At 64.0% G+C, this 16581-nt stretch carries 16 protein-coding genes; 2 read left to right on the top strand and 14 right to left on the bottom strand.

Annotated features, from left to right (window positions below):
* Positions 1-263: 263 nt before the first annotated feature.
* Together J3489_RS15690 and J3489_RS15685 are read right to left on the bottom strand one after the other, a co-directional pair.
* Positions 264-917 carry a methionine ABC transporter permease gene (locus J3489_RS15690; protein WP_206999494.1) on the bottom strand — a complete coding sequence of 218 codons (654 nt, stop codon included), beginning with the start codon at positions 915-917 and terminating at the stop codon, positions 264-266.
* Positions 907-1941, bottom strand: a complete 1035-nt coding sequence (locus J3489_RS15685) for a methionine ABC transporter ATP-binding protein (protein WP_206999492.1) — start codon at positions 1939-1941, stop codon at positions 907-909. Before J3489_RS15685 ends, J3489_RS15690 begins: the two co-directional genes overlap by 11 nt.
* Positions 1942-2136: 195 nt before the next feature.
* Between J3489_RS15685 and J3489_RS15680 the strand changes: the two genes are divergently transcribed.
* Entirely contained in the window at positions 2137-3075 is a 939-nt protein-coding gene (locus J3489_RS15680) for an alpha/beta hydrolase (RefSeq protein ID WP_242540055.1), read from the top strand.
* A gap of 63 nt (positions 3076-3138) precedes the next feature.
* Here J3489_RS15680 and J3489_RS15675 read toward each other — a convergent pair whose 3' ends face one another.
* Both J3489_RS15675 and J3489_RS15670 read right to left on the bottom strand, forming a co-directional pair.
* Positions 3139-3957, bottom strand: a complete 819-nt coding sequence (locus tag J3489_RS15675; protein WP_206999490.1) for an enoyl-CoA hydratase — start codon at positions 3955-3957, stop codon at positions 3139-3141.
* 25 nt (positions 3958-3982) lie between these two features.
* Positions 3983-4906: a histone deacetylase family protein gene (locus J3489_RS15670; protein WP_206999488.1), complete on the bottom strand. Its 924-nt coding sequence runs from the start codon at positions 4904-4906 to the stop codon at positions 3983-3985.
* Positions 4907-5146: 240 nt separating this feature from the next.
* On the opposite strand from J3489_RS15670, the gene mltB reads away from it, so the two are divergent.
* Positions 5147-6424, top strand: a complete 1278-nt coding sequence (gene mltB / locus J3489_RS15665; protein ID WP_206999486.1) for a lytic murein transglycosylase B — start codon at positions 5147-5149, stop codon at positions 6422-6424.
* 97 nt (positions 6425-6521) lie between these two features.
* On the opposite strand, the gene cysM is transcribed toward mltB, so the two are convergent.
* The 10 genes from cysM to cmk all read right to left on the bottom strand — a co-directional run bounded on the left by cysM (position 6522) and on the right by cmk (position 16581).
* The gene (gene cysM / locus J3489_RS15660; RefSeq protein ID WP_206999484.1) at positions 6522-7424 is read right to left on the bottom strand and encodes a cysteine synthase CysM; all 903 of its coding nucleotides are present in this window, start codon (positions 7422-7424) and stop codon (positions 6522-6524) included.
* Positions 7425-7744: 320 nt separating this feature from the next.
* Complete coding sequence (locus tag J3489_RS15655; RefSeq protein ID WP_206999482.1) at positions 7745-8095, bottom strand: ComEA family DNA-binding protein; 351 nt, start codon at positions 8093-8095, stop codon at positions 7745-7747.
* A gap of 74 nt (positions 8096-8169) precedes the next feature.
* Positions 8170-9162 (bottom strand): ADP-glyceromanno-heptose 6-epimerase, encoded by a 993-nt coding sequence (gene rfaD, locus J3489_RS15650; RefSeq protein ID WP_206999480.1) that lies wholly within the window; start codon positions 9160-9162, stop codon positions 8170-8172.
* Positions 9163-9262: 100 nt separating this feature from the next.
* Positions 9263-10237: a D-glycero-beta-D-manno-heptose-7-phosphate kinase gene (rfaE1, locus tag J3489_RS15645; RefSeq protein WP_206999478.1), complete on the bottom strand. Its 975-nt coding sequence runs from the start codon at positions 10235-10237 to the stop codon at positions 9263-9265.
* On the bottom strand, positions 10224-11630 hold the full coding sequence (locus J3489_RS15640) for a UDP-glucose dehydrogenase family protein (RefSeq protein ID WP_206999475.1): 1407 nt from the start codon (positions 11628-11630) through the stop codon (positions 10224-10226). The genes rfaE1 and J3489_RS15640 overlap by 14 nt, the downstream gene beginning before the upstream one ends.
* Positions 11631-11765: 135 nt before the next feature.
* Positions 11766-12941, bottom strand: a complete 1176-nt coding sequence (lapB, locus tag J3489_RS15635; RefSeq protein WP_206999473.1) for a lipopolysaccharide assembly protein LapB — start codon at positions 12939-12941, stop codon at positions 11766-11768.
* Between the two features lie 64 nt (positions 12942-13005).
* Positions 13006-13299: a LapA family protein gene (locus J3489_RS15630; RefSeq protein ID WP_206999471.1), complete on the bottom strand. Its 294-nt coding sequence runs from the start codon at positions 13297-13299 to the stop codon at positions 13006-13008.
* Positions 13300-13569: 270 nt separating this feature from the next.
* Positions 13570-13893, bottom strand: a complete 324-nt coding sequence (locus tag J3489_RS15625; protein WP_137333375.1) for an integration host factor subunit beta — start codon at positions 13891-13893, stop codon at positions 13570-13572.
* 128 nt (positions 13894-14021) lie between these two features.
* Entirely contained in the window at positions 14022-15752 is a 1731-nt protein-coding gene (rpsA, locus tag J3489_RS15620; protein ID WP_206999469.1) for a 30S ribosomal protein S1, read from the bottom strand.
* A gap of 142 nt (positions 15753-15894) precedes the next feature.
* Complete coding sequence (gene cmk, locus J3489_RS15615) at positions 15895-16581, bottom strand: (d)CMP kinase (protein ID WP_206999467.1); 687 nt, start codon at positions 16579-16581, stop codon at positions 15895-15897.

Here is a 16581-nt window from a genome sequence, read left to right as displayed (position 1 = left end):
CGAGGATTTCGCTCCGGTCAGCGCCCGGATTTAACGAACGATCGTGCTATTTTAAGCGCAAAGAAACCCGGACGCCAAGTCCGGGTTTTCGATAGGCGTCCCTAACCGCGGCGGTTCATGTAAAAGACGCCCATAGGGAGCATGACCGTGTCCGCAACGCGGATGATCTTGCAGCCGCGGGCTTGAGAATGAAACGACGTTGCAGGGCGGGCCTTTTCCGTAGCTTGTGGAGCGGCAGACGTAAACCCTGCCGCGCGTGTCTATCATTTGTGACTGAGACGCCGCACCAGCCAGTCGCCGAATGATTGTGCAAGCTGCACGAACACGATCAGGATCGCGACGACCACCCACATCACCGTCGGCTCGTAGCGCTGGTAGCCGTAACGAATGCCGAGGTCGCCCAGCCCGCCGCCGCCGATCGCGCCGGCCATCGCCGAATAGCCGACCAGCGACACGAACGTGATCGTGAGCCCCGCGGCCACGCCCGGGAGCGCTTCCGGCAACAGCACCTTGAAGACGATCTGGCCCGTGGTCGCGCCCATCGCCTGCGCGGCTTCAATGAGACCGCGGTCGACTTCGCGCAGCGCCGTCTCGACGAGCCGCGCAATGAACGGCGCCGCGGCGATCGTGAGCGGCACGACGGCGGCTGCGGTCCCGATCGACGACCCCACGACGAGCCTCGTCACCGGAATCACGAGCACGAGCAGGATGATGAACGGCGTCGAGCGCACCGCATTGACGATGGTCCCGGCGACGCGATTCATGGCGACGTTCTGCAGGACGCCCTGGCGGTCGGTCAGATACAGCAGCACGCCGAGCGGCAGCCCGAAGAGCGCGCCGACTGCGCCGGAGATGCCCACCATGATGAGCGTCTCCCAGAACGACTGCACGAACATATCGAACATTTCACTCAACATACGACAGCTCCTCCACCACGACGCCTTGCGTACGCAGGTACGCCATGGCATCAGCAATCTTCGCGGGCTCGCCGCCCGCCAGCACCGCGAGCGAACCGAACGCCTGCCCTTGGATCTCGTCGATCTGGCCGTGCAGGATGTTGAAGTCCAGCTCGTAGCGGCGAATCGTCTCCGAGAGAATCGGCTGGTCGACGCCCGAGCCGGTGAACGCGAGCCGCAGCAGGTGGCCGCTACCCGTCTTCAGGCGCTCGGCAACGCGCGCCTTCATCGCGGGCGGCAGTTCCTGCGCAATCACGTCGCCGAGCAGCGCGCGCGTGACTTCGTGGTGCGGCTGCAGGAAGACGTCGACGACATTGCCCGTTTCGACGACGCGCCCCGCGTCGAGCACCGCGACCCGGTCGCACACCTGCTTGATGACTTCCATCTGGTGCGTGATCAGCACGATCGTGAGCCCGAGCTCGCGGTTGATGCGCTTGAGCAGATCGAGGATCGCGCGCGTGGTTTCGGGGTCGAGCGCGGACGTTGCTTCGTCGGAGAGCAGCACCTTCGGCTTGCTCGCGAGCGCACGCGCAATGCCGACGCGCTGCTTCTGCCCGCCGCTGATCTGCGCCGGATAGCGGTCCTTCTGCGCGGACAGCCCGACGAGATCCAGAAGCGGCAGCACGGTCGCTTCGATCTCGGCGCGCTTCATGCCCGCGAGTTCGAGCGGCAGCGCGACGTTGCCGAACACCGTGCGCGAGCTCAAGAGATTGAAGTGCTGAAAGATCATCCCGATCTCGCGGCGCGCTTCGCGCAGCGCCGGCGCGGGCAGCGTCGTGAGGTCCCGGGCGCCGACGACGACATTGCCTTCGGTCGGCCGCGTCAGCAGGTTGATCGCGCGCACGAGCGTGCTCTTGCCCGCGCCGCTGCGCCCGATGATGCCGAAGATTTCCCCCGCCGGAATCGTCAAATTGACGTTATGCAGCGCTTCGACCCAGCCCCGAGGCCCCTCGAAGCGCTGTGATAGGTTGCGCAGTTCGATCATGAAAACGAAAACGGCGGATGGCTGTTGAGGCGTGTGTCTCAACAGTTGCCCGCCGTTGCTCTTATGAATTAGGTCGCCGATTTTACCGCATCGTGCAATGGGGACCTAACAATCGATTTCGAACGCTTAATAACGAAATGGAATTAGAGGTCGGTGACGTTCGCGCGTGCTTATGAATGACCGGCGACTCCGACTATGATCGAGCGGATCGAATCGAACGACAAACATGGAGCCTGCGCGACGATGGCGATGAACGTACCCGTCCGGACAAACGAACCCCTATCGAAGCTGACGCGCCCGCCGTTCATCAACACCGTCGGCACCAGCGACGGCATCGACCTCGTGTCCTACCGTTGGCCCGCCGTCGGCGAGCCGCGCGCGACCGTCGCGCTGATCCATGGACTTGCCGAGCACGCGGGCCGCTATCAGGCGCTCGCCGCCTGCCTCAATGCCGCGGGGATCGAAGTCGTGGCGGTCGATCTGCGCGGACACGGCCGCTCGCCCGGCGAGCGTGCCTGGGTCGAACGTTTCGATCGCTATCTGCTCGATGCCGACGCGCTGCTCGAACTCGCCGCACGGGAGCACACCCCGCTGTTCCTGATGGGGCACAGCATGGGCGGCACGATTGCCGCGCTGCATGCGCTGGAGCGTCCGAGGCCGAGCGGGCATGCGCTCGCTGGTTTGATCTTGTCGAGCCCCGCGCTCGCTCCAGGCCGCGACGTGCCCCGCTGGATGATCGCCGCGAGCCGGCTCATCAGCCGCGTCTGGCCGCGCTTTCCCGCGATGAAGATCGACGCCGTGCTGCTCGCGCGCGACCCGGCCGTAGTCGCGGCCAATCGCGCGGATGCGCTGGTGCATCACGGGCCGGTTCCGGCACGCACCGGTGCGGAAATATTGGAGGCGATGGCGCGCATCGAGAACCGCCGGGCGACGCTCTCGCTCCCCGTGCTCGTCTTCCACGGCACCGTGGACAAGCTCACCGAGCCCGAAGGCAGCCGCGATTTCGCGGCGCGCGCCGGTTCGGCCGATCGCACGCTCACGCTTTACGAAGGCAGCTATCACGAAACGATGAACGATCTCGATCGCGAGCGCGTCATCGGGGCGCTGATTGAATGGATCGATGCGCACGTCTGACGCGGCGTGCGCAAACGAGGAGCGCGTCGTCCGTCACGGCGCGAATCGTGTTCCGCGGCTCGTTTAACGCGGCCAGTTCGGCGCGCGCTTCTCGATAAATGCCTGCACGCCTTCGAGCGCCGACTCCTCCATCATGTTGCAGGCCATCGTCTGGCCTGCGAGCTGGTAGGCCGCTTCGACACCCATCTCCAGTTGCCGGTAGAACAGCGCCTTGCCCGCGCTCACTGCTTGCACCGGTTTCGCGCAGATGCTCGACGCCAGCTCGGCGATCTCTTTGTCGAGCGCATCGAGCGGCGCGACGCGATTGACGAGCCCAAGCTGACGCGCCTTGGTCGCATCGATGAAATCGCCGGTCAGCAGCATTTCTAGCGCGGCCTTGCGCGACAGGTTGCGCGACAGCGGCACGCTCGGCGTCGCGCAGAAGAGACCGAGATTGACGCCCGACACCGCAAAGCGCGCGATATCGGCAGCCACCGCGAGATCGCACATCGCGACGAGCTGACAGCCGGCCGCCGTCGCCAAGCCATGCACGCGCGCGATCACCGGCTGTGGCATGTGCTGGATCGTCATCATCAATCGCGAGCAGCGCGCAAACAGCGTCTTGTAGTAATCGAGCGACGGCGCCGCGCGCATTTCCTTCAGGTCGTGTCCCGCGCAAAACGCGCGCCCCGCTCCGCCGATCACGACGACGCGCGCGTCCGATTGCGCGATCGCCGTCAGCGTCTTGTGCAGTTCGTCGAGCAGTCCCTCGGACAACGCGTTGAACGCGTCGGGCCGGTTCAGCGTGACACGCACGACGCCTCGCACGCCGTACGCGTCGCGTTCGATTTCGAGCAAACCCGCTCCGGCTTGCTCTGACTGAAGTGATGCGTTCGAATCCATGACAACTCCTGCAGGAATGTCGGCGTCAAAGCTCGGCGAGCACGCGCACGTGCGCGACGACGCTGCGTCCGAGCGCCGACAGGTTGTAGCCGCCCTCCAGGCAACTGACGATGCGCCCGCGCGCATAACGCCTGGCGACGTCGCGGATCTGCTCGGTCAGCCACGCGTAGTCGGCTTCGACGAGGCCCATGTTGCCGAGATCGTCCTCGCGATGCGCGTCGAAACCAGCCGACACGAAGATCATCTCCGGCTTGAATTCGTGCAGCCGCGGCAGCCAGATGGTGTCCACCAGTTCCCGGATCGCCATGCCTTTGGTGCGCGCGGCCACCGGCACGTTGACCATGTTCGGCGCCGGGCTGTCCGCGCCGCTGTAGGGATAGAACGGATGCTGGAAGAAGCTGCACATCAGCACGCGTTCGTCGCCGGCGAACGCCGCTTCGGTGCCGTTGCCATGGTGGACGTCGAAATCGACAATCGCCACGCGCGCGAGACCGTGCACTTCCAGCGCATGACGCGCGGCGATCGCGACATTATTGAAGAAGCAAAAGCCCATCGCGCGCGCGGGCTCCGCATGATGCCCCGGCGGACGCACGCTGCAAAACGCGTTGTCGTGGCGGCCCGCGATCACCGCGTCGGTGGCTGCGATCGCCGCGCCCGCCGCCCGCAGCGCCGCCTGCCAGGTGTGCGGGTTCATCGACGTGTCGGGATCGATCTGCGCGTAGCCTTCGCTCGGCGCCTTGCTTTTGATGTAGTCGATGTGGGCCTGCGTGTGCACGCGCGCCAGCGCGGAGATATCGGCGAGTGGCGCCGACTCGCGCTCGATCAGCGGATCGATGCGGCTCGCAATGAGCTGATCCTCGATTGCCTGCAGGCGCGCGGGACATTCCGGGTGCCACTGTCCCATCTCGTGCAGCAGACAATCGGCGTGCGAATAAAAGCCTGTCGCCATAGTGATTCGCTTCTGCCGCGCGACATCGGACGGCGCGCGGCAGGTCTCCTTCGGTATGTGCGCAAAGCGTGTTGCGCGGGGTTTGATCGGACTACGTTACCACACTGAATCGGTCCCCGAACTCGGGCGCCACACGCATGCGGCATGCTTTGCCGCATGGGTCGGATTGAACGGCGGTTGGGCTGGTAGCGTCGGTTATACTGCGCCGAATCCTTTTTGCACCGCCCTCTTTCGTCCGCCATGACCGTCCAAGTTGCTCCGTCCGCAGCAAACCCGCTTCGTGCCACTACCGTGGCAATCGCAGTGTCCTTCTCGCTCGGCGCCTCCTTCGGCACTTCGACGGCTGCAGCGCAAACCGCATCCGCCATGCGTCCTCCGGCCGTCGCGCAAGGTCAGCCGCAGCAGCCGACGCCCTCGGGCCAGACGTTCGAAGAAGAGATCATCCCGCAGCGCTACGCGAACAATCCGAACGTCGATGCGTTCATCAACGACTTGGTCGCGCGCTACGATTTCGACCCGGCAACGCTTCATACGCTCTTCGCCGGCGTGAACTATTCGGCGACCGCGGTGAAGCTCGTGACGCCGGCCCCGTCGCCGTCGATCAAGAACTGGCGCGTCTATCAGTCGCGTTTTCTGGACCCCGTGCGCATCAACGCGGGCGTGCGCTTCTGGAAGCAGAATCAGGCGACGCTGCAGCGCGCGTACGAAGAGTTCGGCGTGCCGCCGGAGATCATCGTCGGCATCATCGGCGTCGAGACGATCTACGGCCGCTATATGGGCAACTTCCGCGTCCTCGACGCGCTGACGACGCTCACGTTCGACTATCCGAATACGCCCAACCGCACCGACCGGATGGCGACGTTCCGCAAGAATCTCGAAGACTATCTGGTGTGGACCCGCGATACGCAGATCGACCCGACCTCGGTGCTCGGCTCCTATACCGGCGCGATCGGCATTCCGCAGTTCCTGCCGAGCAGCATCGTGCAATACGCGGTCGACTACGAAGGCAACAAGCACATCGACCTGCGCTCGAGCCAGGCCGATGCGATCGGCAGCGTTGCGAACTATCTGAAGGAAAACGGCTGGGAAAACGGCCGGCCGGTGATCTGGAAGATTGCGCAAGACCCGGGCAGCCTGGGCATCGCGCAAGCAGCCGCCGACGGCCAGCCGGAACCGCACTGGCCGCTTTCGCAACTGCTGCGCGCGGGAATGCTGCTGGACGAGCCGAGTCTCGACATGTCGACCGAGGGCGGCACGCCGGTCACGATCGTCGACCTGCCGAGCCCGGGGCTGCCGACCGAGTACGTGCTCGGCTTGAAGAATTTCTATGTGCTGACGCGCTATAACCGCAGCTTCTTCTACGCTCTCGCCGTGTATCAGCTCGGCGAGCGGGTCAAGGCGCAGATGGCGGCGGAGGATCTCAACGCGGGCGGTTCGGGTGCGGGCGGCTCAGGCGCGGTCAGCGCCGGCTCGGGCGGTTCAGGCGGCGCGGGCGTGCCGAGTGCCGCATCGCAATGACGTCATCGCGCCGTGAAGCTGTTGACGGGCGGCTAACGGCAATAAGCAAAAAAGCGCCAGTATGTGGCGCTTTTTTGTTTGGTTGACCTCCGGCCGCTCAGGCGGGGAACACGCCCGTCGACAGATACCGGTCGCCCCGGTCGCAAACCACGAACACGATCGTAGCGTTCTCGACTTGCCGGGCAATACGGAGCGCCACCTCACAGGCACCCGCCGACGAAATCCCGCAAAAAATACCCTCGACTGCGGCCATGCGCCGCGCCATCGCTTCGGCCGCGGCTTGCGAAACGTTCTCCGTGCGATCCACGCGGCTGCGATCGAAAATCTTCGGCATATACGCTTCCGGCCACTTGCGAATGCCGGGAATGCGCGAACCTTCTTCGGGCTGCGCACCGATGATCTCGATCGCGCTGTTCTGCTCTTTCAGGTATTGAGACACGCCCATGATCGTGCCCGTCGTGCCCATCGCCGACACGAAGTGCGTGATGCGGCCTTCGGTGTCGCGCCAGATTTCGGGACCGGTCGCCTCATAGTGGGCAAGCGGATTATCGGGGTTCGCGAACTGGTCGAGGATGATGCCCTTGCCGTCGCGCTGCATCTGGTCCGCGAGATCGCGCGCGTACTCCATGCCGCCCTTCACGGGCGTGAGCATGATTTCCGCGCCATAGGCGGCCATGCTCTGACGGCGCTCCACCGAAAGATCCTCCGGCATGATCAGCACCATCTTGTAGCCGCGAACCGCCGCGGCCATGGCGAGCGCGATGCCGGTATTGCCGCTCGTCGCCTCGATCAGCGTATCGCCGGGCTTGATGCGGCCGCGCGCTTCCGCCTTCTTGATCATCGACAACGCCGGCCGGTCCTTCACCGATCCCGCCGGGTTGTTGCCTTCCAGCTTGCCGAGAATCACATTGTTCCGGCTGCGGATTTCGTCGTCCGGCAGGCGGACGAGTTGCACGAGAGGCGTATTGCCGATCGTGTCTTCAATTGTCTTGTATGCCATGAGCGTTGCGTGATGAGAGGAAAGCACCCGACCTGCCGCGTCGCGACAGCCCCAAGAGGGACAATCCCCCACGGGCACTTCCTGTCGGGCGGGAAACCCCGGGGCGGCCCTGCGGTTTGATGTGTGCGATGCCAGGGATCCACCGATTGTAATGCACGCGGAATCAGACCGCTGGCCGACCCTGTTGGGCATTGGGCCCTGGGAAACGTGGGGCACGGCTTACGCTCGTCCACGCAAAAATCCCGCGGGGGGAAGGCCGCGGGGCAGCCAGTCATCTGATAGACGGCCGAAGGAGAGAAGCAGGCTTTATTTCGTCGCGTTCATTTCTTTACGACCACCGCGGCGCCGTTCTTCTGCGCACCTGCCGCCGCGGGCGCCGCCTTGGCCTGGGCGCTTCCCGCATCGGCCTTGGCAGGTCCGATCGCGAGCCCCTCGCCTTGCAGCTTTTCAACCGTATGACCGCCGAGGCCCTTGACGCGCTTCGAAAGATCCGCGGCATCCTTGAACGGACCATGCGCCGCGCGCTCGTCGAGAATCGCCTTGGCTTTTGCAGGGCCGATGCCCTTGATGCCGCGCAGTGCGTCCTCGTTGGCGGTGTTGACGTCGACAGCGGCGAATGCGTGGCCAAACACGGCAACGAGCGCAGCCGCAGCGAGAAATTTCTTGAACATAGGGGGTCTCCGTGAAAGTGGCCGGCAACGATCGCCGACCGGGAGACCCCAGTCTAAAGAGGCGTCCGAACGATTTATAGCTGGCCGAACAGCCAACGCACGTAGCGATCGACGCCTTCTTGCACCGTCAGGAACGGCGCGTCGTAGCCGGCCGCGCGCAGGCGCGTGAGATCGGCTTGCGTGTAGCACTGGTACTTGCCGCGCAGCGCGTCGGGGAACGGCACATACTCGATGAGCCCGCGCTGCACCTGCTCGGCGAGCGAGAGCGCCGGCTGGTTGTCGAGCGCGCGCAGCGTGTTGACGACGCTCGTCGCGATATCGTTGAACGGCTGGGCGCGGCCGGTGCCGAGATTGAAGATGCCCGACTTCTCCGGATGATCGAAGAAGAACAGGTTGACCTTCACGACATCTTCGACCGATACGAAATCGCGCGTCTGCTCGCCCGCCGCATAGCCGTTGTACTCGCCGAAGAGCTTGACCTTGCCCTCGGCGCGGAACTGATTGAAGTTGTGGAACGCCACGGACGCCATGCGCCCCTTGTGCGTTTCCCGCTCGCCGTAGACGTTGAAGTAGCGAAAGCCGGCGATCTGGCTCTTCGCAGCAGGCATCACGCGGCGAATCACCTGGTCGAACAGGAACTTCGAATAGCCGTACACGTTGAGCGGGCGCTCGACTTCGCGCTCTTCGACGAAGCGGCTCGACCCGCCGTAGATCGCCGCCGAGGACGCGTACAGGAACTGCGCGCCGTGCGCGAGACACGCGTCAAGCACCGCGCGGCTGTAGCGGAAATTGTTGTCCATCATGTAGCGCCCGTCGGTTTCCATCGTGTCCGAACAGGCCCCTTCGTGGAACACCGCGCGCACCTTGCCGAAATCGCCGCGCGCAAAGCGCTCGACGAATTCGGTCTTGTCGAGATAGTCGTCGATCTCGCAGTCGACGAGGTTCTTGAATTTGTCCGCGCGCGTCAGGTTGTCGACGGCGACGATGCGTGTTTCGCCGCGATCGTTGAGCGCCTTGACGAGATTGGCACCGACAAAGCCGGCGGCGCCGGTGACGATGATGGTCATGGTCGTCCTGCGATATGAGGTGAATGGCGGGAACCCGCGTGGGGCCAACGCGCGCCGCAAGGCGATGCGGCCAAAGCGGCACGTCCGGCGCGGATTCGATTCATTGAAAGAGTTCGTCGTAGTCGACGGTGGCCGTGCCGAGCTTGCCGACGACGATCCCGGCCGCGCGATTCGCCAGCGACACCGCTTCGATGAGCGGCAAACCCGCGCCCAGCATGACGGCGAGCGTCGCGATCACGGTGTCTCCCGCGCCCGACACATCATACACTTCGCGTGCGACGGCCGGCGCGTGGTGCACGCCGCCATCGGCCGTGAAGAGCGTCATGCCCTCCTCCGAGCGTGTGAGCAGCAGCGCGTCGATGTCGAGCGAGGTGCGCAGCGCCGTCACGCGTGCGAGCAGGTCATGTTCCGACTTCCATTGCCCAACCACCTCGCGCAGCTCCGCTCGATTCGGCGTGATCAACGTGGCGCCGCGATAGCGCTCCCAGTCGTCGCCCTTCGGATCGACGAGCACCGGTTTGCCCGACGCGCGCGCCTTCGTGATCATCTGCGTGACATGAGTCAGGCCGCCTTTCGCGTAGTCGGACATCAAGATCACGTCGTGCTTCGATAATTGGTCGTCGAAGCGCGCAAGGCCGGCGAGCAGCGCTTCATGCGCCGGCGTGTTCTCGAAATCGACGCGCAACAATTGTTGCTGGCGCGACAGCACGCGCAGCTTGATCGTCGTCAGCAGATCGGGATCGCGCTCGAGATGTGGCACGACACCGCTGTCCTTGAGCAACTCGACAATCCGCTCGCCGGGCTCGTCGTGTCCGACCACGCACAAGAGCCCCGCCTGCGCTCCCAGCGCCGCCGCGTTGCGCGCGACGTTCGCCGCACCGCCGAGGCGATCCTCTTGCTTCTGCACATGCACGACCGGCACCGGCGCTTCCGGCGAAATGCGGTTCACGTCGCCAAACCAGTAACGGTCGAGCATCACGTCGCCGACCACGAGGACGCGCGCCGCGGCGAGCCGCGCACGCGGCACGAGGCCCGCTTCCGGCACGAGCGTGACGTTGGATTCAGGCGCGTGCATTGGCGTCGGCGGTGAGTTCGACACGAGGACGTCCGATCGCGTAGTAGTCGATGCCGAGTTCGGCCATCGCGTCCGGTTCATATAGGTTGCGGCCGTCGAAAATGACGGGCGACTTGAGCACCGACTTCAGGTGGTTGAAGTCCGGGCTCTTGAACTCCTTCCACTCGGTCACGATCACGAGTGCGTCGGCCCCGGCAAGCGTCTCGTCCTGCGTATTCGTGAAGTGCAGACGCGCATGCTGCTCGGCAACGTCTTTCAGGTCCATCGCGAACACCCGCCGCGCTTCGTGCAGTGCGACCGGATCGTAGGCGCGCACGCTCGCGCCGCGCGCGAGCAGCGCGGCGATCAGGCGGCGGCTCGGCGCCTCGCGCATGTCGTCGGTGTTCGGCTTGAATGCAAGCCCCCAGACGGCAAACGTGCGGCCGGTCAGGTCTTCGCCGAGCGTACTCGTGATCTTGCGCACGAGCACCGCTTTCTGCTCATGATTCACCTCTTCGACCGCCTCGAGAATGCGCAGACGCTGCTCGTTCTCGCCGCCCGTGCGGATCAGCGCCTGCACGTCCTTCGGAAAGCACGAGCCGCCGTAGCCGACGCCCGCATACAGGAAGTGATAGCCGATGCGCGGATCGGAACCGATGCCGCGCCGCACCGCCTCGATATCCGCGCCGACGCGGTCAGCGAGATTCGACATCTCGTTCATGAATGATATGCGCGTGGCGAGCATCGCATTGGCCGCGTACTTCGTGAATTCGGCGGAGCGCACGTCCATGTAGAGCGTGCGCTCGTGATTGCGGTTGAACGGCATGTAGAGCCGCTTCATCTTCTCGCGCGCGAGTTGTCCGGCTTCGTCGTCGTCGATGCCGATCACGATGCGGTCGGGCCGCATGCAGTCTTCGACCGCGGCGCCTTCTTTCAGGAACTCGGGATTCGACACGACCGAAAACCGGTGCTGCGCGCTACCCGCCAATCCACGCGCGGCGAGTTCCGCTTCCACGACCCCGTGCACCTTCTGCGCCGTACCGACCGGCACTGTCGACTTATCGACGATCACTTTGAAGCCGTTCGAATAGCGGCCGATGTTGCGTGCCGCTTCGAGCACGTATTGCAGGTCGGCGGAACCGTCTTCGTCGGGCGGCGTGCCGACCGCGATGAACTGGATTTCCCCGTGCGCCACGCTCGCCTCGACATCGGTCGAGAACGTGATGCGGCCGGCGGCGCGAGTGCGCGTGATGATCTCGAGCAAGCCCGGCTCGTGGATCGGCACGCCGCCGTTGTTGAGGATTTCTATCTTGCGCGGGTCGACGTCGAGGCAAAAAACGTCATGGCCGATTTCAGCGAGACACGCGCCCGTGACGAGGCCAACGTAACCTGTGCCGATGATGGTGATTTTCATACGCGTTCTGGTGGTTGATCCCGGTCATTAACTGGCTGCCGATGTGCCGCCGAGAGTCGGCAACGTTCGTACAGCCGCTTCCACTACTGTCGAATCGCTCGCCCTAAGGGGCCCCTTCGCGCCACAGGGGCGATCTCAATTCGATGCCGCCATCGGCTCGACGCGGCGCGGCGCATAGGTTTCCCAGCCGCTGCATCCCGGGCACTGCCAATAGAACAGGCGCGCTCGGAAACCGCAATTTTGACACGTGTACCGTGGCAGATTTTTGGTGCGCTGCTTGATCAGCGTGCGCATCAGCTCCAGCTCGCTGCGCCGCGGTTCGTCAGCCGCCGCGATTTGCGCTTCGAGCAAGCGCGTCATGCCGGCCAGATTCGGCGACTTCTGCATCTGCGTGCGGGCAAGCGTATGCGCGGCGTCGCTGCCGCGCAGATCGGCGACATGCTGATAGGCGACGTCGAGCAAGTCGTTCGACGGATAGCGGTCGACGTAGCTCGTCAGCAGGTCCGCCCCCTCCGCGGCGCGGCCCAGCGCGGCATACGCCGTCATCAGCTTTTCGGCGACGAGCGGCAGGTAGGACGGATTCTGGTCCTCGACACGCCGCCACGCAGCGATCGCCGCGGCGTGGTCGCCGCCGGCCGCCTGCACGTCGCCGGCGAGGATCGTCGCGCGCACATTCTGCGGATTCGCTTTCAGCGCCAGCTTGAGCTGCTCGTCCGCGTCGGCCGGCTTCTTCTGCTGCAGCGCCTCCTGCGCAAGTTCGCAGTGAAATTGGGCGATGTCCTTGTCGAGCGGGTCTGCACCCATCGTTTCGAGCCGTCGAGCGGTCTCGATCGACTTGCTCCAGTCCTTCTCGATTTCATAAATGGTGCGCAGCGCGCGCTGCGCGCCGAGCGCGTAGTCGCCGCTATCGAGCCTGCCGAACGTCTCTTCGGCACGGTCCAGCAAGCCGGCTTTCAGAAAGTCCTGACCGAGTTCGAAGAGCGCGTGATCCCGCTCGCTGACCGGCAGATCGGCGCGGCCGAGCAGGTTTTGGTGTACGCGGATGGCACGGTCCGTTTCGCCCCGGCGCCTGAACAGATTGCCAAGCGCGAAGTGCAATTCGATCGTCTCCGGGTCGAGCTTGACGACTTCGATGAACGCGTCGATTGCCTGATCGGGCTGTTCGTTCAGCAGGAAATTGAGGCCGCGGAAATACGAGCGAGGAAGATTGGAGCTTTCGGAAAGCAGCGTCTTCAGGTCATAGCGCGCCGCCATCCAGCCGAGGGCGAACGCGACCGGGATGATGAGCAGCCACCAGAAATCGAGATCCATGCGAATGATCGGAAGTGCGAAACACAAAATCCGCGCACCGGGCGGGGCGCGGCACAAAGGCGGCTCAGATCAGCGGCGGCAGCGGCGGCTCTTCGACCACCGGAGGCGTTTCGCGCGCGACGCGCAAGTCGCGCTTCAGGCGGCCGTTTTCGAGCCTCAAACGAATCATCGCCGGAAACGACGATACGAGCCCCGCAAGCAAACCCACACCGAAAAAAGCGAGCCCGATCAGGATGAGCGGAGCCTGCCACGCGTATCCGGCCAGGAAATTCAGCGTTGCAGATTGCGTGTTGGCGAGCGCAAGCACGAGCAGCAACACGAACACCAGCACACGGATCAACCAGACGATAAATCTCATAAAGGCTCTCTAGACTGCGGTTGCATAATCGACACGGGCCCGGCCGAGCGCCGCACCGCTTTGCCGCCGCGCAAAAGTGACCCGTATTGTAAAGGAAGCCTTACGCGGCGGGCGAAACCGGCCATGCGCGGTGTGATACGCGCCAAATGGGCGCACGCGACCCGTCCCTTGCGCGCCACGACGATCGACGGGCGAAAAAAAAGCGCCCGAAGGCGCTTTTTTACGGTCTTTACCGATCCGGCTAGAGCCGACGACGGCAATCCGCGGAAGTCACAGATCGTCGTCGGGCTCTTCGGCTTTCATCGGCTCGCCGGCGCGGCCATCCACTCGCTCGCGCAATTCCTTGCCAGGCTTGAAGTGCGGCACGTGCTTCTCAGGCACCAGCACTTTTTCACCCGACTTCGGATTGCGCCCGACTCGGGAGGGACGCCGGTTCAGGCCGAAGCTGCCAAAGCCACGAATTTCGATGCGATGGCCGTTGGCCAGCGCCTCCGACATCGCATCGAGCATCGTCTTCACCGCGAAATCCGCATCCTTGAGGACAAGTTGCGGAAATCGCGTTGCCAGCTGGGCGACCAATTCCGATTTGGTCATACTGCGGCAGACCCCTTAAGAAAACGCCGAGCCGCCCCCAAGTTTTCCGCCCGACTGGAACTCCCTTTGGGGGATTGCCCCCTCGGGGGGCTTGGCGCAAACCGCCAAGGTTGGGGGCGCTCCTCAGCTTACTGGTTCTGGCCGTCGAGCTTGGCCTTAAGTAACGCGCCGAGGTTCGTCGTGCCGCTCGCTGCCGAGCTCGTATCGGCTTGCAGGCCGCGGATGGCTTCCTGCTGCTCAGCCGAATCCTTCGCCTTGATCGACAGGTTGATTCCACGCGACTTGCGGTCGATGTTGATGATCATCGTATTGACCTTGTCGCCTTCCTTCAGCACGTTGCGAGCATCTTCCACGCGGTCTTGTGCGATTTCCGAAGCACGCAGGTAGCCTTCGACGTCCGCGCTCAGCGCAACGACGGCGCCCTTCGCGTCCACCGACTTCACCGTGCCATCGACGATCGAACCCTTGTCGTTCATCGCAACGAAGTTGCTGAACGGGTCGCCTTCGAGCTGCTTGATACCGAGCGAAATGCGTTCCTTCTCGACGTCGATGCCGAGCACGACCGCTTCCACTTCGTCGCCCTTCTTGTACTTGCGAACGGCTTCTTCGCCGGTTTCGCTCCAAGACAGGTCCGACAGGTGAACCAGACCGTCGATGCCGCCGGGCAGGCCGATGAACACGCCGAAGTCGGTGATCGACTTGATCGCGCCTTGCAGCTTGTCGCCCTTCTTGAAGTTGCGGCTGAAGTCATCCCACGGATTCGGCTTGCACTGCTTCATGCCGAGGCTGATACGGCGGCGGTCTTCGTCGATTTCCAGAACCATGACTTCGACTTCGTCGCCCAGCTGGACGACCTTCGACGGCGCAACGTTCTTGTTGGTCCAGTCCATTTCCGACACGTGGACGAGGCCTTCGATGCCCGATTCGACTTCGACGAACGCGCCGTAGTCGGTGATGTTCGTGACCTTGCCGAACAGACGCGTGCCCGACGGGTAGCGGCGCGAGATGCCTTCCCACGGATCATCGCCCAGCTGCTTGATGCCGAGCGAAACGCGGTTCTTTTCTTGGTCGAACTTGAGAATCTTCGCGGTGACTTCCTGGCCGACCGACAGAACTTCGCTCGGGTGACGCACACGGCGCCATGCGATGTCGGTGATGTGCAGCAGGCCGTCGATGCCGCCGAGGTCGACGAACGCGCCGTAGTCGGTGATGTTCTTGACCACGCCTTCGACGATCGCGCCTTCCTTCAGCGTTTCGAGCAGCTTCGCGCGCTCTTCGCCTTGGGTCGCTTCGATCACGGCGCGGCGCGACAGCACGACGTTGTTACGCTTGCGGTCGAGCTTGATGACGCGGAATTCGAGGGTCTTGCCTTCGTACGGGGTCGTGTCCTTGACCGGACGCGTGTCGACGAGCGAACCCGGCAGGAACGCGCGGATGCCGTTGACCATGACGGTCATGCCGCCCTTGACCTTGCCCGTGATCGTGCCGGTCACGAGTTCGTTGTTGTCGAGGGCCTTTTCCAGCGACAGCCACGAAGCCAGACGCTTCGCCTTGTCGCGCGACAGGATGGTGTCGCCGTAGCCGTTTTCCAGCGCATCGATCGCGACGGAAACGAAGTCGCCCGCCTGCACTTCTACCTCGCCCGCGTCATTCAGGAACTCTTCGAGCGGGATGTAGGCTTCGGACTTGAGACCAGCGTTGACGACCACGAAGTTGTGGTCGACGCGCACGACTTCGGCGGAGATCACTTCACCGGCGCGCATGTCTTGCTTGGTCAGCGACTCTTCGAACAGAGCCGCAAAGGATTCGGTATTCGGGGTGGAAGTTTGCAGGTCGGACATAAAAATCGAAATTTGCATGGTGTTCGCATTGCCTGCCCGGCGCTTGAAAGACCGGGAACCGCGGCGTCACAGCGAAAGCCATACGGGGTTAAGGGTTAACACACGCTCCGCGCCCATCGCGGAGCACCTACTGCCAGCCGCAGCGCGCTATCTTTCTCGATCACGCGCGCGGTTGAAGCGCCTGATACCACTGCACCACTTGTTCGACCGCCTGGTCGATCGAGAGCGCCGAAGTATCGAGCAGCTTCGCATCTGCTGCGGGCTTGAGCGGCGCGGCGGCACGATTGCTGTCGCGCTCGTCGCGTTCACGCAAATCCCGAAGCAAGTCATCTATCTTAGCAGAAAATCCTTTTTGGATCAATTGCTTATGCCGTCTCGCAGCGCGCGCCTCGACGCTGGCCGTCAGGAACACCTTCAGCACGGCATCCGGAAAGATCACCGTGCCCATGTCGCGCCCATCCGCCACCAGCCCCGGCTCCTTGCGGAACGCCCGCTGACGCGCCACCAGCGCGGCTCGCACCGGCGCGTGCACGGCAATGGCCGACGCCCGGTTGCCGATTGCCTCCGCGCGGATTTCGGTCGAAACGTCGACGCCATCGAGCTGCGCCAGGCCCTCGCGGAACGTGATATGGAGATCGCCGACCAGCTTCGCAAGCTCGTCCGCCGCGTCGGGCGGCACGTCGTAGCGTACGCTCGCCAGCGCCGCCAGCCGGTACAGCGCGCCGCTATCGAGCAGGTGAAAGCCCAGGTGGGCGGCGACCAGCGCAGCGACCGTGCCCTTGCCGGAGGCGGTTGGGCCGTCGATCGTGATGACGGGCGTCTGGTGAAAGGGGCGAGTCGATTTCAT

Source organism: Trinickia mobilis, assembly GCF_017315705.1.
GTDB lineage: Bacteria > Pseudomonadota > Gammaproteobacteria > Burkholderiales > Burkholderiaceae > Trinickia_A > Trinickia_A mobilis.
This window is presented reverse-complemented; position numbering and strand designations above follow the sequence as displayed.